12 protein-coding genes are annotated in these 19,592 nt (G+C 70.2%); 7 read left to right on the top strand and 5 right to left on the bottom strand.

Annotated features, from left to right (window positions below):
* Window positions 1-67 precede the first annotated feature (67 nt).
* The 3 genes from OG841_RS34945 (at window position 68) to OG841_RS34935 (ending at window position 3,287) form a co-directional block, all read left to right on the top strand.
* Window positions 68-730 (top strand): ATP-binding protein, encoded by a 663-nt coding sequence (locus OG841_RS34945; protein WP_328637738.1) that lies wholly within the window; start codon window positions 68-70, stop codon window positions 728-730.
* Window positions 721-1,167: a hypothetical protein gene (locus OG841_RS34940; protein ID WP_328637739.1), complete on the top strand. Its 447-nt coding sequence runs from the start codon at window positions 721-723 to the stop codon at window positions 1,165-1,167. The genes OG841_RS34945 and OG841_RS34940 overlap by 10 nt, the downstream gene beginning before the upstream one ends.
* Before the next feature lie 176 nt (window positions 1,168-1,343).
* Entirely contained in the window at window positions 1,344-3,287 is a 1,944-nt protein-coding gene (locus OG841_RS34935; protein ID WP_371568123.1) for an ABC transporter ATP-binding protein, read from the top strand.
* A gap of 2 nt (window positions 3,288-3,289) precedes the next feature.
* On the opposite strand, the gene OG841_RS34930 is transcribed toward OG841_RS34935, so the two are convergent.
* The 4 genes from OG841_RS34930 to OG841_RS34915 form a co-directional block, all read right to left on the bottom strand.
* A complete protein-coding gene (locus OG841_RS34930) occupies window positions 3,290-3,475 on the bottom strand; it encodes a hypothetical protein (RefSeq protein ID WP_079162746.1) in 186 nt (61 codons plus the stop codon).
* 172 nt (window positions 3,476-3,647) lie between these two features.
* Window positions 3,648-4,337, bottom strand: a complete 690-nt coding sequence (locus OG841_RS34925; protein ID WP_328637741.1) for a DUF899 domain-containing protein — start codon at window positions 4,335-4,337, stop codon at window positions 3,648-3,650.
* Window positions 4,338-4,430: 93 nt separating this feature from the next.
* On the bottom strand, window positions 4,431-5,600 hold the full coding sequence (locus OG841_RS34920; RefSeq protein ID WP_371568120.1) for a cytochrome P450 family protein: 1,170 nt from the start codon (window positions 5,598-5,600) through the stop codon (window positions 4,431-4,433).
* Window positions 5,601-5,687: 87 nt separating this feature from the next.
* Window positions 5,688-7,040 carry an amidohydrolase gene (locus OG841_RS34915; RefSeq protein ID WP_371568117.1) on the bottom strand — a complete coding sequence of 451 codons (1,353 nt, stop codon included), beginning with the start codon at window positions 7,038-7,040 and terminating at the stop codon, window positions 5,688-5,690.
* A 138-nt stretch (window positions 7,041-7,178) separates the two neighbouring features.
* On the opposite strand from OG841_RS34915, the gene OG841_RS34910 reads away from it, so the two are divergent.
* Window positions 7,179-8,159: an endonuclease/exonuclease/phosphatase family protein gene (locus tag OG841_RS34910; protein ID WP_371568114.1), complete on the top strand. Its 981-nt coding sequence runs from the start codon at window positions 7,179-7,181 to the stop codon at window positions 8,157-8,159.
* A gap of 13 nt (window positions 8,160-8,172) precedes the next feature.
* On the opposite strand, the gene OG841_RS34905 is transcribed toward OG841_RS34910, so the two are convergent.
* Window positions 8,173-10,122, bottom strand: coding sequence for an FUSC family protein (locus OG841_RS34905; RefSeq protein WP_328643501.1), 1,950 nt, complete (start codon window positions 10,120-10,122; stop codon window positions 8,173-8,175).
* Between the two features lie 291 nt (window positions 10,123-10,413).
* Here OG841_RS34905 and OG841_RS34900 point away from each other — a divergent pair, with 291 nt between their 5' ends.
* Genes OG841_RS34900 through OG841_RS34890 form a run of 3 tightly spaced genes read left to right on the top strand, consistent with a single transcriptional unit; the run spans window position 10,414 to window position 19,553 of the window.
* A complete protein-coding gene (locus tag OG841_RS34900; RefSeq protein ID WP_371568111.1) occupies window positions 10,414-11,637 on the top strand; it encodes a serine/threonine-protein kinase in 1,224 nt (407 codons plus the stop codon).
* Window positions 11,638-11,681: 44 nt separating this feature from the next.
* A complete protein-coding gene (locus OG841_RS34895; protein ID WP_328637746.1) occupies window positions 11,682-14,501 on the top strand; it encodes a DEAD/DEAH box helicase in 2,820 nt (939 codons plus the stop codon).
* Between the two features lie 21 nt (window positions 14,502-14,522).
* Entirely contained in the window at window positions 14,523-19,553 is a 5,031-nt protein-coding gene (locus tag OG841_RS34890; RefSeq protein ID WP_371568107.1) for a class I SAM-dependent DNA methyltransferase, read from the top strand.
* Window positions 19,554-19,592 lie beyond the last annotated feature (39 nt).

The raw sequence follows: 19,592 nt of genomic DNA, 5'->3' as shown, positions 1-19,592 counted from the left end.
CACCGCGTCACACGGCACTCTGCATTTTTCAGAGTGACACTTGCCAAGTGTTCACGACGGGGCGATAGTGGCAAGCGTGATTCCGTCCCCGCCCTTAGGAACAGACGCTGCCGTAGGCCGCCCCCAGGGTCTCGGTGCTGTCGCGGGAAAGGGGCCCGACAGGGCCGCTGCCCGGCGCCGGTTCCGTTTCGAGCTGGCCGCGCATCCGGGTTCTCCCGCGCAGGCCAGACGCCTGACGAGGGCGCGGCTGACCCATTGGTCGGTCTGCGAGGACACCTGCGACTCGGCCGCCCTGGTCGTCTCCGAGCTGGTCACCAACGCCATCGTGCACACCGCGAGCAGCCGTGTGGTCTGCGAGCTGCACGACGATGACGACCTGGTGCGAATAGCCGTACGTGACGAGGGCTGCGCGCCGGGTGAACCGCACCCGTCCCCGCAGCGCGGCGAAGAGGAGCACGGGAGGGGACTGCTCCTCGTCGACTCCCTCTGTCACGCGTGGGGCGCCCATGAGCACGGCCCCGGTCTGCTGGTATGGGCGGAGCTGCCGCGCAAGGCGGACAAGCCCCGCGACGACACAGGACCGCGCAACGATCTGGGCTGGGGAGCCCGCCCGAAGCCGCTTCCCTCCGGGGGGTCGGGCCAGGGGGACGAGACCGAGGAGCATCACAGAGCGGCGCCCGTGGGTGAAGCACGCGATCACGGAGCGGGGGGCGCTGACGCATGGGCGTGAGCAGCGGATCCGGCGGCCAGGTGCTGACCATGGACACGCTGGTCCGCCTCGGCCGCGGGCTGCGCGCGCCGGGGACGCCGCGCAGACTGGCCGTCCCGGAGGGGATGACGGTGCCGCTGGGCTGCGACGCGGTGGGGGTGCCGGTGCAGTTGAGCAGAGAGCTGGTGTCCCGGTTGCCGCGGGTCGGGTGTGTGTACGCCGATGACACGCACTGGTGGTGGATCGTTCCCGCCGACTCCGACTACGCACTCGAATGGCCCAGGCCCGCCCAGTACGCCACCGGGGCGGTTGTTCCGGACGCCCCGGTGGTGCCGTCTCTCGTTCATCGGGCCGAGGGGACGTTGCCGTACACGCCGCCCATCCCTCTCTACCTGGCGTTGTGCCGGCTCACGGGGACCACGCCCAGTTGGTCCCGTCCGGTCAGCTCAGCGGGTTAGCTCCGCCGGAAGGCCGTCTGTCGGGAGCGGGTCCGTGAGGGCCGGCTCCACAGTTCTCCGCGCCCCTTTGCGGCGCGTCGTACGCCCGCGTGTTTTCTCCGCTCCCTTTTGCGCCCTCCCTCCCTGCGGCCCGCCCCCGCCATAGTTGCCCCGTCCAGGATCGGGGGAGGTCTGTGGTGGGGAAACGGCGTGGCACTGAGCAGCCCGGAGTCTCCGAGTCGGAGCGGCTGCTCTTCGGAGGACCGCTGAGGTACGACACGGGCTGGAACTCCCACCCCGACGCGTTCATGGAGCTGGGGTTCCGGGCCATGGTGGTGCGGCTGCCGTCGCTGTTGTCGGCGAGTCTCCGGCTGGCCTGGCAGGCGGACCGGCGGGCCGCGCGGACCGTGCTGGCCGCCGAGGTGACCCGGGGTCTCGCGCAGGCGGTGAGTCTGCTCGCGGTCAACAGCGTGCTGGGCCGGCTGATCGGCGGGGGCGCGCTGGAGGACCGGCTGCGAGGGGCCGTGCCCGCGTTGGTCACCATGGCCGCCGTGATGCTCCTCGGGGCGCTGCTGCGGGCCGCGTCGACGCATGCCACCGGCCGCCTCGAGCCCAAGGTGGAGCGGGTGGCGACCGAGCGGTATCTGGAGCGGGCGGCCACCGTCGAGCTTGCGGCGATCGAGGACCACGCCTTCCACAAGCTGCTGGACACCGCGCAGTACGGCGCCACCTCGGCCCGCCGGATGATCTCGTTCGCGACGCGGGTGGTGAACGCGATGATCTCGCTGATCGCGGCGGCGGGCGTGCTGACCGTGCTGCACCCGGCGCTGCTGCCGCTGCTGGTCACCATGACGATCCCGAGCGGCTGGGGCGCGCTGACCATCGCACGCCGCCAGTACGAGTCCTTCCACACCTGGGTGCAGCACGTGCGGGCGGGCCGCCTCCTCGGCGCCCTGCTGATCGAGCCGGAGGCGGCGCCGGAGATCCGCGTCCACGGAGTGGGGCCGTTCCTGCTCAGGCACTACCGCGCGATGGCGGAGACGGCGGAGGCGGAGCAGGCCCGACTGGCCCGGCTCGCGGCCCGGACGGGTCTGACAGCGGCGGCCTGGACGGGCCTGGCGACGGTGGCGACGTACGCGACACTGGGCGGGCTGCTGCTGGCGGGCGCGATGGCGTTGTCGGTGGCGGGTACGGCCGTGATCGCCGTGCGCACCGGCTCGCAGAGCCTGAACACCCTGGTCATCGAGATGAACGCACTGCACGAGGAGGCCCTGTTCGTCGGCGACCTCCAGCGGCTCTACGCGGAGGCGGCCGAGCGGGCGATCCCGGAGGGCGGGGCCGCGCTGCCGGACGAGCCGCGCGAGATCCGCTTCGAGAACGTCTCCTTCACTTACCCGGGTGACGCGACCCGCCCCGCGCTCGACGACGTGACCCTCACCCTGCCGCTCGGCAAGATCGTCGCACTGGTCGGGGAGAACGGCTCCGGCAAGACCACCCTGGTCAAGCTGCTCGCGGGGCTGTACGCCCCCGACCGGGGCCGGATCCTGTGGGACGACCTCGACGCGGCGCACGCGGACCGGCAGCTGCTCGCCGAGCGGGTCGCGATGGTCGCCCAGGACTTCAAGCGGTGGCCGTTCACCGCCCGCGTCAATGTCGCGGTGGGCCGTTCCTCGGTGCCGCTCACCGAGGAACGGGTGTCCGGCGCGGTCGCCGAGGCCGGCGCCGGGGAGGTGCTGGCCGATCTGCCGCGCGGCCTGGACACCCTGCTGGCCCGCAACTTCAGCGGCGGGCACGAGCTGTCCGGCGGGCAGTGGCAGCGGCTCGGGATCGCCCGGGCCGCCTACCGGCGCGGGCGCATCCTGATCGTGGACGAGCCGACGGCCGCCCTGGACGCACGGGCCGAGCTGGAGGTCTTCGAGAAGATCCGCGCGCTGTCCGGCACCGGTCAGACGGTCATCCTGATCACCCATCGGCTGGCGTCGGTACGCCACGCGGACCTGGTGCACGTCCTGGAGCAGGGCCGGCTCGTGGAGTCGGGCACGCCCGACGAACTCCTGGCCTCCGGTGGTGTCTACGCGGAGCTGTACTCGCTCCAGGCCGAGCAGTTCACGGTAAAGGTGCCCGCCAAGGAGGCGGGCTGACCTCACGCGACAGCGTCTACCGCTGCCTCTCCACTGCGGACGATCACCAGGAACGTGTCCGTCGCGAGGTCCATGACGACCTCCGCCGGCAGCCCCTCAAGACGCCTCGCCTGCGCGAACTCCTCCGCCGGCCACGATCCGCGCGGCCCGCCAGCGGGAAAGCGTTCGAGCACTGTTCGCCCGTTCACCACCCTGCACCTCCAGAAAGCGTTGCGCTCCCCGTAGGAGCGCTTGTAGGAGTTAACGCCTTCCAGGGCCCGAAAGCCTCGGTGAGTTGCCGTACTGAGACGTAGCCGACACAAGTTCACCCCGGAGTGTGAGGGTCCTGTCACCGTGTGACGATCTACCTCACCCTCCGTGTCAGTCCTCGTACTCGTCGTGATACCGCATGCGTACGCTGCCCGCGGGCGCCCCGAGAGCGGAGGCGCGCCCCTTGGGTTCCTCCCATTCCTCCTGCCGTCCCAGTGCGGTCAGGTCGAGGAAGCTGGTGGTCGAGCCGAGTCCGTCGAGGCCGCGTTCATAGGTCGAGTAGGTGTGGAAGACCCGGTCGCGGTCGCGCAGGAAGCAACTGATGCCGGGCCGCTCGGCCGGCTCGTCGTCCATCTCCAGGGTGGCCTCGAAGTCGTCGTTGAAGTCGCCGCCGTGCGACGAGTACCAGGGCACGGTCCATCCCATCCGCGCCTTGAACGGCAGGATCTTCGTATACGGCGCTCTCGACACGGCCGCGAACGTCGTCCCCCGCGCCTTCAGATGGGCCAGGTGTCCGATCTGGTCCAGGAAGGCGGAGCAGCTGCGGCAGCCCGCGTCCCACTCGGGCGCGAACATGAAGTGGTAGACGACGAGCTGACCGCGCCCCTCGAAGAGGTCGAGCAGGGTGGCCTTGCCGTCACCGCCCTCGAAGACGTACTCCTCCTCGACCTCGACCATGGGAAGCCTGCGCCGCTCGGCGTTGAGGGCGTCCCGCGCGCGCGTGGCCGCCTTCTCCCTTACCAGCAACTCCGCGCGCGCCGCGCGCCATTCGTCCCGAGAGACGATCTCCGGAAGCGCCATGGGGTCCCTCCTGTGCAACGGTCCGTTCGGGGTGGTGACCGTGGGGAGGGGCGAAACTCATCGCTGTCACGGAAAATTCCGGGACGGGTTGATTCAGTACGACACCTGGAGCGCGAGCAGGCCTCGGGCGCGCAGGGAGTTGCGCCACTTCGGGGTGGGCTCGGCGAGCGCGAGATCCGGGAACCGTTCCAGTAGCGCGGCCAGGGCGATCTCGGTCTCGGCACGGGCCAGCGGGGCGCCGAGGCAGTAGTGGATGCCGTGGCCGAGAGCGAGGTGGCCGGAGGCGTCGCGGGCGAGGTCCAGACGGTCGGGGTCGGGAAAGCGGTCGGGGTCGCGGTTGGCGGCGGACGGGGAGACCCAGACCGTCTCGCCCGCGGGGACGGTGACCCCGCCGATGGTGACGTCCTCGACGGGGAAGCGACGGATGGCCAGCAGGGCAGGGCCCTCGTAGCGGAGGAACTCCTCGGTGGCCGCGGGGAGCCGGGCCGGGTCCTCGCGCAGGGCGGCGAGCTGTCCGGGGTGCTGGAACAGCGCGAGCACCGCGTTCCCGATCAGCTGCACGGTGTTCTCGTACCCGGCGAAGAGGATGAGGAAGGCCAGCGACATCAGCTCGTCCTCGCTGAGCCGGTCGCCCTCGTCGCGGACGGCGATCAGATCGGAGAGCAGGTCGTCGGCGGGTTCCCGGCGCTTGTCCGCGAGGAGCCGCGTGAAGAAGCCGAGCATCGCCACGACCGCCTCCTTGGCCGCCGCGGGTCCGGCCGCCGGGTCCGGCGCGACGAGCGTGTCGGTCCACACCCGGAAGTCCAGCCGGTGCTCGTCCGGAATGCCGAGCAGGTCACAGATGACCGTGATCGGGAGGGGCGCGGCGTAGGAGGCGATGAGATCGGTGGTCCCATGGGAACCGAGCGCGTCGAGGAGCCCGTCGGCGGTGCGCCGGATCGGCCCGCGCAACTGCTCGATCCGCCGCGGGGTGAAGGCCCGCCCGACCAGTCGACGGATCCGGGTGTGGTCCGGCGGATCCATGGTGAGCAGGTTGGCGTCGAGCGCGGGCGGCAACGAGAACCCCTTGTACGTCCCCGCCGTGGCGTACCGCTTGTCCAGCGACAACCGCGGATCGGCGAGAGCCGCCCGCACGTCGTCGTACCGCGTGACGATCCAGGCGGGCGTCCCGTCGGGCCCGGCGATCCGATGCACGGGCGCGGTGTCGCGCAGGCGCCGGTACACGTCGTAGGGGTGCTCAAGAAGGCCGTCGGCGGGGTCCATGGGCGTCAGCCTAGCGGCGCGGAGATCACGGGCTGCCGCCAACGGTCACCGTCAGTTGGCGCCGAAGCGCCCTTCCTGGGCCGGGTTTCAGTTGTCGTAGTCCTGGATCCGCCTGCCGTGGCTCCGGTCGAGGAGGGCGGGCAGGCGCTTGCTCAACTCCCCCGCCACGGACGGGACATCAATGGTCGGCAGCTCACGGTCCCGCATCAGCACACGGCCGTCCACGATCGTCGTACGGACGTCGGAGGAGCGGGCGCTGTGGACCAGGGTGGCGGCGAGGTCGTGGACGGGCTGGGTGTGCGGTCCTGTGAGGTCGACCAGGATGATGTCGGCACGCCTGCCGGGTGCGATGCTGCCGACGACCTCACCGAGGCCGACCGCGCGGGCGCTCTGGAGGGTCGCGTGGTGCAGGGCTTGACGGGACGTCAGCCAGCGCGGGTCACCGGTCGTCGACTTCTGGAACAGCGCGGTGAGCGCCATCGACTCCCATACGTCGAGGGAGTTGTTGGAGGCGGCCCCGTCCGTGGCGAGTCCGACGGGGATGCCGATGTCACGCAGGGCGCGCACGGGCGTGGTGGTGGGCCAGGCGAACTTGAGGTAGCCGCGCGGGGCGGTCGCGACAGCCGTACGACCGGAGGCACTTGAGAGAATCGGCAGGTCACTGTCGAGGATGCCGGAGCCGTGCGCGATCAGGACGTCCGTGTCGAGGATCCCGGTGCGCCGCAACACCTCGATGGGCGTCGCCCCGTGCCGGGCGAGGCTCGTCTCGGTCTGGTCGCGGTTCTCGGCGGCGTGGAGATGGACGGGGAGGCCGTGCTCCCGGGCGAGCGCGGCGGTCGCGGTGAGGTCGCTGTCGTCCACGGTGTAGGGCGCGTGCGGGGCGAGCGCCGTGGTGATGCGGCCACCGGCGCCGCCGCGGTGCCGTAGAGCGAACTCCAGGGATTTCTCCCGCCCTTGGGGCCCCTGCGAGGAGAAGTACGCCTCCCCGAGATGCGCGCGGATCCCGCACTCCTCGACGACCGCGGCGACGGCGTCCATCGAGAAGTAGTGGTCGGCGAAGCAGGTGACACCGCCCCGGATCATCTCGGCGCAGGCCAACCGAGCCCCCAACTCCACATCCTTCTCGGTGAGGTTGGACTCGATAGGCCAGACGACGTCGTTGAACCACTCCTCGGTCGGCAGATCCTCCGCGACCCCCCGCAGGGCGACCATGGGCGCGTGGGTGTGGCAGTTGACGAGCCCGGGAAGAGCGACCTGCCCCCGCCCGTCGATGCGCTCCGCCGCGGGCAGTTCCTCGGCCTGCGCACTGCTGATCACCGACTCGACGACACCCTCCCGTACGACGATCCCGGCGTCGTGCACGAACCCGACCTGCTCTTGATCGTCGTGCGTCAGCACCGTGCACGGGGTGATGATGAGACCTGCGGGAGAAGGCGTCATACAGGCACCGTACGACGCGGTCGTGCCCTCGCAGTGGGTCAACCGCGCATCCCGTCGCCGCTCTGTCGCGACGGCGCGGACACCTGCACCCTGGCCTCACCGCACCACCCGTCGTACGCCTTCCGGAAGGGGTCCGGCATGCTCGTCGGCACCTGGAATCTAGAGAATCTGATGCTGCCGCACAGTGGTGACGGCGCACCCGGGACCGAGGCCGAGTACGAGGCGAAAGTGGCCGCCCTCGCCTCCGTGATCACCGCGCTCGACCCGGCGCTGCTGGGCGTCCAGGAGGTCAGGCAGGAGGAGACACTCGCCGATCTGGCCAAGGCGATCGGCGGGGATTGGCACATCGCGCTCTCCCGGCACGCGGACCGCAGGGGCATCCGCGTCGGCTTCCTCAGCCGTACCCCCCTGCGGATGCGGCGGGACACCCATGCGTTCGCGGACGGGCTGCGCCCCGTGCAGGGTGACGACGGCACCGAGCCGGACGCGCACGACAAGGAGACCAGCCGAGGCTTCCTCGCCGTGGAGACCGACACCGACGACGGGGTCCTCCAGGTGGCGGTCGCCCATCTCAAGTCGAAGCTGCTGTCGTATCCGGGCACCGGGGGCCGGAGCCGCTTCCAGCCCCACGACGAGGCCGAACGGGCCCGCTTCGGCGCCTACGCCCTCTACCGGCGGGCGGCCGAGGCGACGACCCTGCGCGCCCTCGCGGACTTCCTGCTCGAAGGTGCCGGGACCGAACGGGACGTGATCGTCCTCGGCGACATGAACGACGTGGTGAACGCCGCCACCACACAGATCCTGCTCGGTCCGCCCGGCTCCGAGCTCGACAAAAAGCGCGCGTTCCTCAAGGCCGACCTCGGCGATCCGTTCCGGCTGTGGGACATCGCCCCGCGCATACCCGAAAAGCGCCGCTTCTCCCGCGTCAGCTTCGGACGCGCCGAACTGATCGACCACGTCCTGCTGAGCCACCGTCTGGCCCGCCGCATCGTGGAGGCGGGGACGGGCCTGCCCGAGCAGCAGGACGACGCCCTCGCACTGCCGTCCGTGGACGAGGATCCGACGAAGCGGGTGGGGACGCCCGGGTCGGACCACGCACCGGTGTGGGTACGGGTGTGACTCCCGACCGGCCCTAACCGGCGAGGGGAACGTCGGGCAGCCGGACCCCCACTCGCCCGCGCCCCTCGTCGAGTCGGCCGAGTTCGTCGAGGAGTTCGGTGAGCCGCTGGACCTGTTCGGGGGCGAGCCGCCCGGAGTCGTCGAGGTGGACGGCGCACGCGGTGGTCGTGTCGACGATCCCTTCGAGCACGGCGACGATCTCGTCGGCGCCCTCCGAGTGCCGGGCGAGCGCGGGGAGTTCGGCGGCGGCGAGGGCGATGGCGGTACGGGCCTCGGCGAGCGCGCGGTAGGCCTCGCGGCGGAGGGTCCAGCGCCGGGCGCGGGTGTCGTCGGTGGGAGTGTCCCGTACGACGGTCCCGGCGCCTCGTGGGACAGGCCGCGCGGCCTGCCGTGGCACAAGCCGCGCCATCTCCCGTGGAACAGGGCGTTCGGTCTCCCGCAGAACATGCGTGAGGTACGCCTCGGCCGCGCCGCTCGCCGCGGCCAGCCGGGACCGCACGCCCCCGCCCCGCTGCCCCGGCATCGGCAGATGCCCCACGATCAGCACGATGGCGCAGGCGAGCAGGGTCTCGGTGATCCGGCCGGCGGAGGCCTGCGGCTCGCCGCCCACCATCACGAGCGCCAGGACGAGGACCGTGACGACGGCGGTCTGCGCGGCGAAGTGCCGGGTGGCCACGGGAATGAGCGCCCCGCTGAGGGCGACGAGCACGATGAGTCCTTCGGGCCGCGGCAGCACGAGCGCGAACCCGGCGAAGACCAGTGCTCCGAGGACGGTCCCGGCGGCCCGGCACAGCACCCGGGAGACGAGCGGTCCGAGGTCGGGCTTGACGAGGAAGACGGTGGTGGCGGGCAGCCAGTACCAGTGCTGGTGCTCCCCGTACCAGTGGGAGTGGTGCAGCGCCTGTGCCACGGCGACGCTTGCCCCGAAGCAGAGGGCGACCCGCAGCCCGTACTCCCGCCCGCCGGCCCCGAAAACGGACCGCAGCACGCCCCGGACGGTGAGCCGGCGCTTGTGCAGATCCCCGCCCCGGCCCCGGTCGAAGGCCTCGGCGGCCCGCAGCAGCGCGTCGTCGAGTGCCCGCAGCGCGGGCGCCGACCGGGTGGGCGCGGGCAACGGCCCGGTGTGCGTGTTCTCCCGTACGGCGACGGCGAGCCGTCGGGGTCCCGCGGAGGCCCGCCCGGGCACCGCCTCCTCCGCCCAGGCGAGCGCGGTGGCGGCCTCGGCGAGCGGCAGCGCGGCGGCGTACTGCGCGTGCAGCCGCCGCTCGGCGGACGAGCTGGCGTACCGCCGCAGCCGGGGCCCGGTGAGCGCGTCCTGCGCGTGATCGAGGGCGGCGGTGAGCGCGACGCGCCGCGCGGTGGCGTCCTCACTCCCCGCGGCGTCCAGGAGAGCGGCGACGGAGTCATACACATCGGCGACGGCCTCCCGCTCGCCGTCGAACCGGAAGTCCCCGACGAGGGCACCGGGGGTGGGCAGCACGAGCCGCAGCGCGAGCAGCCAGCAGGCCCCGCCGAGATACACGACGGCGCGCAGCCCCCCTTCCTCCGGCAACGGCATGCCCGCCCCGATCGCCGAAGCGACCAGCAGCTGCGTACCGGCCCCGGAGGCGACGGGTCCGACGGCGCTGACACCCCCCGCCACGAGCCCGACAAGGGTCAGCAGCAGGGTCAGTGGGACCGCCCCGATGTGCTCCCCGGCGGTGGTCCCCACGAACATCCCGACCGCCCCCGCGAGCGCCGGCACCCCGATCCGCTTGACGGAGACCCGCCGGCTCCCGGGCCGGTCGTTGATCCCGGCGAGCATGGCGGCGATGGCGGCGACGACACCGAGGGAGGTGCGGTCGGCGAGGACGGCCACCAGGAGGATGGGTCCGGCGGACAGCGCACCCCGCACCACGGCGTTCCAGGGAATCGGCCCACGCTGAGCACGCAGGGCGTGCGCGAGCCAGGGCGGTAGGTGCATCCGTACGGCGGGGCGGGACACGGGGCTCCTGTCGTCTGGGGGAGGCGGGGGTGTGCCTTCGGGCGACGGTGGCCGGGCGTTGGGCTGTGGTGTCCACGGTAGATCGCGATGGTGGAGGGGATGGGGTGGTTGTATTTCGGGCATGTGACGGTTGGCCGGAGAGGCGCTTTCTTTATGAACGCAACCGGGCGCGGACTCGATCGGGCAAGACCCGGTCCGCGCCATCAGACCTTGGACTACGGTTACGACTGCTGACATACACCAGCTGACCAGGGCGAAAGGACGACCTACGTGAACGCGGCCCCGCTGAGCCCCGAGGACCCGACGGAACTCGGCGGCTTCGAGCTCCTCGGGCGCATCGGCCACGGTGGCATGGGTCAGGTATACCTCGGTGAGTCTCCTGGTGGAGAGCCCGCGGCGGTGAAGATCATCAAGCCGTCGGTGGTGGACTCGGAGACCCGTCTGCGTTTCGCGCAGGAGATAGAGGTCCTGAAGACGATCTGGGGTCCGCGTATCGCGGCGTTCCTCGACGCGGACGCGGAGGCCGAACAGCCGTGGCTGGCGACGGAGTACATCGACGGACCGGACCTGCGCAAGCACATCAACACCCACGGTCCATTGCCCTTGGTGCTGGTCGCCTCCCTGGGCGCCACGCTCGCGGAAGCCCTCGCGGGCGTGCACAAACAGGGCCTGCTCCACCGTGATCTGAAGCCCGCCAACATCCTCCTCGGCCCGAACGGCCCGAAGATCATCGACTTCGGTCTCGCGGTGTTCACGGAGTCCAGCGCGTCTCTCACCGCCCCGAACACCGTGCTGGGCACGCCCGCATGCATGGCGCCCGAGCAGGCGAACGGCGTCAAGCCGCTCACGGCGCCTGTCGACGTGTATGCCCTCGGTGCCGTCATGCTGTACGCGGCGACCGGCCACTACCCGTTCCAGGCGGACAACATCCACGCGCTGTTCCACCTGATCACCAAGGCGGACGCACAGGCAGACCTGACCGGAGCGCCGGCCGAGTTGGTCCCGCTCCTCACGTCGATGCTCACGTACGTCCCGCAGGACCGGCCCGCGCTGCCCGAGGTCGTCCAGAAATGCCGTGCCGTGATCGAAGCGCAGGGCCTCAAGATCGCTCAGGCCAGGCGCCGCCTCACCGCGGCGACGACGGTGACGGACACGCCCCCCGTGCCCCCCGCCTCGCTCACTGTCGTCGATGCGGCCGTGGCGAACCTCCCCACGGAGACGCTCCCTCAGCAGCCGACGCACACCACGGCCCCCACTGTCCCGCTCCCCCAGGACACGCTGCCTCCCGCCGCGTACACCCGCACGGTCAAGGCCGAGCAGGCCCCGGCGGCCCACGACCTGCCGCCCGCCCGTCCTGTCGCGGCCCCAGGGACTCCCCCGCCCGCCCAGCGCGGCCGGGAGCGCACGGGCCCCGGACCCCTCCGTACGTCGGTCCAAGCCAGGCGTGTGGCCCAGCAGTTGCGCGAGGTCTACGCCCAGCGCGCGAAGTTCTAGTCCCCATCAGCACAGTCCCCATCAGTACAAGAGAGGCAGTGCACGTGACCGTCGACCAGGCTGCGCACGCCGCGGAGTCCGCCAAGTACCCGCCCGGTTCGCAGATCGAGGTCCGGGACGAGGAGTGGCTCGTACGGAACGTGACGCCCACGGCACACGACGGAGACCGGATCGAGGCGGTGGGCGTCTCGGAGTTCGTACGGGACCAGGAAGCCGTCTTCTTCACCGCGCTCGACGACGTGCAGCTGATGGACCCCCGCCGGACCAGGCTGACGAGGGACGACTCCCCCAACTTCCGCCGCAGCCGCCTCTTCCTCGAAGCGGTCCTGCGCAAGACCCCGCTCCCCCAGTCCGAACGCGGTCTGGCGCTGGCGGACAGCTTCCTGCTCGACTCGCTCCCCTACCAACACCGCCCCGCACAGCTCGCTCTCTCCGGCAAGAACCTGCGTCCGCGCATGCTCATCGCGGACGTGGTCGGCCTCGGCAAGACCCTTGAAATCGGCATGACCCTCGCCGAGTTGATCCGTCGCGGGCGTGGCGAGCGCATTCTCGTCGTCACTCCGCAGCATGTCCTGGAGCAGTTCCAGCACGAGCTGTGGACCCGCTTCGCGATCCCGCTCATCCGGCTCGACTCGGTGGGCATCGAGCGCATCCAGCGGGAGATCCCGGCGGGCCGCAACCCCTTCACGTACTTCAAGCGTGTCATCGTCTCCATCGACACGCTCAAGAACACCGCCCAGTACAAGCACCATCTGGAGCGCATCCGCTGGGACGCGGTCGTCATCGACGAGTCGCACAACCTCATCAACCGCGGCTCGCTCCGCAACCAGCTGGCCCGTATCCTCGCCCCGCAGACCGACGCGCTCATCCTGGCCTCGGCAACCCCTCACAACGGCGACGCCCGCTCCTTCGCCGAACTGATCTCCCTCCTCGACCCGGCCGCGATCCGCGACCCGGAGCGCTACGAGGCGGCCGACATCGAGCACCTCTTCATCCGTCGTACGAAGATCAGCCCCGAGGTCCGCGAGCAGATGAAGGGCCAGTGGGCGGACCGCGGCCCGAGCATGTCGGTGCACTGTGCCGCGACGGCGGCCGAGGAGAGGGTCTTCGAGGAACTGGCAGAGGTGTGGCTGCCACGGGACGGTCGCTCCTCGGTGAGCGAGAGCCGTCTGTTCCCGTACACGGTGCTGAAGTCCTTCCTCTCCTCACACGTGGCTCTGGGGGCGACGGTCGACGCGCGCATCAAGACGCTCACCACGAAGGAATACGCCGTTCCAGGCCCCGAACTGGACGCGCTGCACCGCCTCAAAGACCTCACGGCCGGCATGTCGGAGCAGGACTCGGCGAAGTTCGAAACCCTCGTCGAGCAGCTCCGGTCCATCGGAATCGGCCCGAAGAGCGACACCCGGGTCGTGGTGTTCTCCGAGCGCGTCCAGACGCTGGAGTGGCTGCGTAGGACGGTCCCGGCGGCTCTCGGCTTCAAGGGGAAGGCGTTGCAGGAGGCCGCGCGGGTCATGCACGGCGGTCTCTCCGACGAGCAGCAGATGCAGTGTGTCGAGGACTTCGGCCTGGCGGACACCCCCGTGCGCATCCTGTTCACGGGAGACGTGGCATCGGAGGGTGTCAACCTCCACCGCCAGTGCCACCAGCTCGTCCACTACGACGTCCCCTGGTCCCTGATCCGCATCGAGCAGCGCAACGGCCGTATCGACCGCTACGGCCAGTCCCACCCCCCGCAGTTCCGCGCGCTGATCCTCACCAGCGAGGTCGAGGGCGCGAAGGACGACCGTACGGTCGCCGAACGGCTCCTGGAGCGCGAGGACGAGGCGCACCGCAGCATGGGTACGGCGGAGGCGGTCTCGGGTCTGTACCGGGCGGACGCGGAGGAGAAGTCCCTCATCCAGGATCTACTGCGAGGCCGTACGGTCGACGAGTCCCTCGACGCGACGGCACAGGCGGCCGCGGCCGAGGACTCCGGCACCGACTTCCTCGCGGACTTCTTCGGAGCCGTCGGCGACGACCCGGACGAGGTCGACGGGGACGCTCCGCCCGCCCCTGCCGACGTGCCCCGCCTGTTCACGAACACCCGCGAGTTCATCGACGAGGCGATGCGCGAGGCCTTCCCCGAGTCACAGCGTGAGTTGGAGCTGGACCAGGACCCGGAGACGGGCCTGATCTCCTTCCGGCCGCCGTCGGACCTGACCCACCGGCTGAAGGCCCTGCCCCTGGACTACCGCCGCGAACAGCGCCTCCACGAACGCCTGTTGGTGACCCTCAACCGCAAGCTCGCCGACCTGGCGCTGATTCGCGCCCGGGAGTCCTCGACGTCCAGCTGGCCGGAGATCTCCCTGCTCACCGATCTCCATCCGGTCATGGAGTGGCTGACGGACAAGGTCCTGGTGCGCCTGGGCCGCCAGGAGGCCCCGGTCATCACGGCGAACGTGAAGCTGCCCGTTTATCTGATCCAGGGGATCTTCTCCAACGCGCTGGGCCGCCCGACGGTGGTGAAGTGGATGACCGTCCAGGGCCGCACGGTCACCGACGACATGGTGGGCGTACTGCGCGACGCGGGCGTCGGCCCCACGATGGCCAACCCGCTCCACAGCCACGACCTCGACCTGCTGACCTCGGGCATCCCGGCCGCCCTGGAGGCGGCGGAGGACTTCCTGCGCCGGCACAGCGCCGAGTGGGACCGGGCGCTGCTCGACCCGATCGAGAAGTACAAGGAACGCCTGGGCACCTGGGAGCAGCCGACCCTGGCAGGCCCCGACACCAAGTCGAAGCTCACGGACCTGGCCGACTCGCTCCTCACCACCGGCCGCCCGATGCTCCGGATCCTCGCCGTCCTCGACTCCACCGCCTGATCTCCCGAGGTTCACCCAGCCATGACGTACGACTCCCTCGTCAACCGCGGCGACTACTTCTCCGCGCACTATCTGGCCGAGGTCCTCCCCAAGGACCTCAAGGCGGGTCTCCTGGCGACCTGGAAGGAGCGCGAGGAGGCCGCCCGCGACACCGAGAGTGCGGCGGACGCGCTGCCGGTGACTGCCCGCGTGGGCCTGCGCGAGCTGCGCCGCCCGTACTTCCGGGCACGGGCGTTCTTCGCGGAGGCGGCGGCCGAGCCGGACGACGCGACGACGTACGACAACCCGGACTGGCGGGAGCGGGCCACGGAGCTGAACGCGTCGGTGCTGCGCGCCTTCGGCTACGACGCCAAGCCGCAGACCGTGACCGTGCAGCGGGCGGACCATGCGTACGAGGTGCGGGTCGCCCACGCCGAGCCCGGCCTGATGGCGCTGGACTGCGGCTGGGCGGCGGAGCCGGACGCGGCGCTGGAACCGGACGGGGCGGGCCGGTTGTTGCACCGGGTCCAGCTGGAGGGGTCCGCGGAGCTGACGACGGGCTCGAAGCTGGCGTCGTTCCTGTTCGCGAGCGAGGACGCACCGCGCTATGTGCTGCTGCTGGTCGGCGGCGTGATCATCCTGGCCGACCGGGCGGTGTGGGGCGAGGGACGCTACCTGGCGGCCTCGCTGGACGCGGCGTTGGAACGCAACGACGTCCGCATGGGCGGCGAACTCGACACGCTGGCGGCCCTGTTCGGCGCGGACTCCCTGCGGACGCCGGAGGAGGGCGGCGAGAACCCCCTGACAGGCCTCGTCGACAAGTCCACCAGGCACGCGGTGGGCGTCTCGTCGGACCTGCGCGACGGTCTGCGCCTGTCGGTGGAGCTGATCGCGAACGAGATCCTGGAACGGCTGCGGGTGGCGGGCCTGCGCCCGCAGGACGTCAAGGAACTCCCGGAACTGTCAAGGCAGTTGACGCGCGAATCACTGCGCTATCTGTACCGGATCCTGTTCCTGCTGTACGCGGAGGCGCGGCCCGAGCTGGGCATTCTGCCCTCGGACTATCCGGAGTACCACCAGGGATACGGGCTCGGACGGCTGGGCGAGCTGGTGGCGGAACGGGACCTGGTCGGCGAGAAGGCCCGCGAGGGCTTCTACCTCTACGAGTCACTGGACCTGCTCTTCCGGAAGGTGCAGGAGGGATACCGCTCGCGGCGCACCCACGGCGAAGGGGCGCCCACGTCGGAGGACATCGGCCTGCGCTTCGAGCCCCTCCACTCCAAACTGTTCGAGCCGGACTCCATCCAGCTGATCGGCGCCCGCTCGGTGGCCGACCCCCGCTTCGACGAGGACGAGACCGGCGAGGTCAGGTACGTCGACACGCGCCTGCGCAACGCCACGCTGTACCGGGTGCTGCGGCTGCTGATGCTCACGCGCGGCAGGAAGGGCGAGCGCGGCGGCTTCATCTCGTACGCCCAGCTCGGCATCAACCAACTGGGCGCCGTGTACGAGGGGTTGATGTCGTACTCGGGCTTCGTGGCGAGCGAGGAACTGTACGAGGTCGCGAAGGCCGGCGACCCGAAGGACGGCTCTTGGCTGGTGCCGGCCTCGCGGGCCGACGAGTACGCCGACTCGGTCTTCGTACGGCGACGGGACGAGGAGACGGGTGCGGACGTACGGGTCCGGTATCGGCCGGGGTCGTTCGTGTACCGCCTGTCCGGGCGGGACCGGCAGACATCGGCCTCGTACTACACGCCGGAGTCGCTGACGAAGGTGACCGTGCAGCTGGCGTTGCAGCATCGACTGGACCAGGACGGTTCGGTTACGGCGGCTCGGGAGCTGCTGGACTGGAAGATCTGCGAACCGGCGCTCGGTTCGGGCGCGTTCCTCAACGAGGCCATCAATCAGGTGGCGGCAGAGTATCTGCGGCGGCGGCAGGACGAGTTGGGCGTCGCCATCGACACGGAGACGTATGCGATCGAGCTCCAGAAGGCCAAGGCGTATGTCGCGCTGCACAACTCGTACGGCGTGGACCTGAACTCGACGGCTGTGGAGCTGGCGGAGGTCTCGCTGTGGCTCAACACGATGCATCCGGGGATGGAAGCGCCGTGGTTCGGGCTGCACCTGCGGCGCGGCAACTCGCTGATCGGTGGGCGGCGGGAGATCTATTCGGCGGAGAGGTTGAAGAAGGGCGGCTGGCTGGGGAGCACGCCGGAACGCTTTCCGCTGACGGAGACGGGGGTGGAGGGTGGCCTGCCGGACGGGGCCGTGCATCACTTCCTGCTGCCCGCGAAGGAGTGGGGCGCGGTCGCCGCCGAGAAGGAGGCCAGGGCACTGGCGCCGGAGGCGGCCAAGGCGCTGGGTGCCTGGCGGAAGGCGATCACCAAGTCTCCGTCGAAGAAGCAGACCGAGCGGTTGCAGGGGCTGGCCCGGCGAGCTGAGTACCTGTGGGGGCTTGTCGTACGGCGCCTGGAGATCTCCGAGCGGGACATCTCGCGGCGGATCGACGTGTGGGGGGCGGAGGCCGGGTCGCTGCGGGCGCCTGAGGTGGCGGTGCAGCGGGAGAAGGTGCTGGCGGATCTTGAGGCGGTCGATACGCCGTACTGGCGGTTGAAGACGCTGATGGACGCGTGGTGTGCGTTGTGGTTCTGGCCGGTGCGGGGGGCTGCGCTGCTGGACGGGACCGATGGGGCGTACCGGCGGGTGGCGGAGTGGGTGGAGGGGGGTGAGGAGGAGTCGCCTGTCGATGATGACGCCGAGGCTTCGGACGACGGTGTGTTGATGGCCTGGGAGGCGGATGCGCTGCCTGGGTTCGGGGTCGATTCGAAGCAGCTGAGTCTGACGCGGGATGCGGTGGAGCGACGGAGGACCGGTCGACGGCAGGAGCAGGTCAAGGAGCGGCGGCGGGAGGCTGTTCCGCTGGCGGACCTGGACGACTGGCTGGAGTTCGCGGAGTCCTTGCTGGGGAGGCAGGAGGTTCCGGCGGATTCGTTGGTCTCGGAGTTCGAACGGCTGGATGAGCTTGAGCCGTATGAGGATGCGCTGCCGGATCTGATGGGCATGGATGGGGCTCATCGGCTGGAGGAGCAGTATCCGTGGGCTGCGGTGGCGAAGGATGTTGCTGGGCAGCAGGGGTTCTTTCATTGGGAGTTGGAGTTCGCGCAGGTATTTGCGCGGGGTGGGTTTGATTTGCAGGTGGGGAATCCGCCTTGGGTGAGGCCTCGGTGGCAGGAGGATTTGGTTCTGGCGGAGCTGGAGCCCTGGTTTTCGCTGGCGGAGAAGCCGAGTGCAGGGGAATGGCGGCTCCGTAAAGAAGAGGTGCTGGGCGCGCGTGCCGATAGCCAGGCTTTCCTCCTCGATGAGCTGGCCGCCCTTGCTGGTGCCGTCGCTGTGCTGGGCAGCCCGGTGATGTACCCGCTTCTTATCGGTACTCAGGGCGACCTCTACCGGGCCTTCATGGCTAGGGTGTGGCGGCAGATCGCGCCGCAGGGCAGCGCAGGCATGATCCATCCGGACACACACTTCGGTGGCGTCCGCGAGGGCGCCATCCGGGCTGCCACGTACCGGCATCTCCGGGTTCACGCGCACTTTGTGAACTCGGCCAACTGGGCATTCGACGACCTCAACCGTTCCGCAGAATTCGGGATGCATGTCTACGGCTCGCCACAGGATCCTGACTTCCTGCATGTCAGCGAGCTCCGCGGCATCGATGTCCTGCCAGATTCGCTGACCCACGATGGGCGGGGCACAAGCCCCGGCATCAAACACAACGGCTCGTGGGACATAAGGCCACATCGCGACCGCATCGTGCATGTAGACACTGCGCTGCTTGCCAGTTGGCAAGCCCTGACGGGCTCTACGGGCGGAGCGGCACAGGCCCCTCTGCTGTACCCGGTCCTCGTCGGCGAACAAGGCGCAATTGAGGCATTGGCCGCCTACCCCAAGAGCATGGCCGACTACGGCCCGATGATCTCAAGCGGATACCACGAAACCGGGGCCAGGAAGGACGGATTGATTCGCTGGGGCAATCAGGCCGTCACAAAACTCGCAGATGTCATCCTCCAGGGACCGCACTTCGCATCCGCGCTTCCCTTCTCAAAGGAGCCAAGGATCCCCTGCCGAAGCAACAGAGACTGGGACTCGCTCGCGCCGACGGAGCTGCCCGAGAGGTACGTTCCGGTGACCAACCTTGTCCGGGCCACCGACGAAGCGACGTACCTGGGGGACCAACAGACCTGGTCGGAAAGGCCGTTCACCGCCTACTTTCGGTTGGCCTGGCGTGTCATGATCCCCTTCGACAGTAGCCGCTGCCTGCACGCCGCTCTCATCCCACCCGGCCCCGCTCACGTAGACGCCGTAAACTCGATGGCCCTTGCGAACAACCACTCAACCGCCCTTAACGCAGGCTTCTGGGCAGCACTACCTCTGGACTACCTGCTTCGCATCACCGGCCGCTCTCACCTTCGCGCCGCCGAGGCCCACAAAGTACCTGCCCCCGACCCCAAACACCCCCTCGCCTCCGCCCTCCTCCTCCGCACCCTCCGTCTGAATGCCCTCACCACCCACTACGCGCCTCTCTGGGCAGAGCTGTTCGACCCCCGCTGGGCGGGCTACGAAGACTGGGCGAACCCCAACTGGCCCCGCCTGAAGCCCCTCGCCGCCAGCCTCAAGCCGACCTGGGAGTACGACACCCCCCTCCGCACCGAGCACGAACGCCGGGCCGCCCTCGTCGAACTCGACGCCCTCGTCGCTGTATGGCTCGGCATCACCGCCGACCAGCTCGCCGCGATCTTCAAGTCCCGCTACCCACAGCTGTACGACTACGAGTCGGCAACCTACTTCGACGCCAACGGCCGCAAGATCGCCGCCGACTTCAACACGTACGGCCACGGCCAGACCAAGCAGGACTACCTCGACCTCATGGCCCACCTGGAAGACCCGGAGCACACTCCACCTCCGGCCGGCTACCAGGCCCCCTTCTACAAGGCCGACCGCGAGACCGAAATGCGCGCCGCCCACGCCCACTTCCAGGCCCGCCTGGACGCCGAGATCGCGGCCGGCCGCTGGTCGTGAACGCCAGTGCCCCGCGACCGTTCGTGAACGATCACGGGG

The organism is Streptomyces canus (assembly GCF_041435015.1).
Lineage (GTDB): Bacteria > Actinomycetota > Actinomycetes > Streptomycetales > Streptomycetaceae > Streptomyces > Streptomyces canus_G.
The sequence above is the reverse complement of the archived record's forward strand: the minus strand, read 5'-3'. Positions and strand labels throughout refer to the sequence as shown.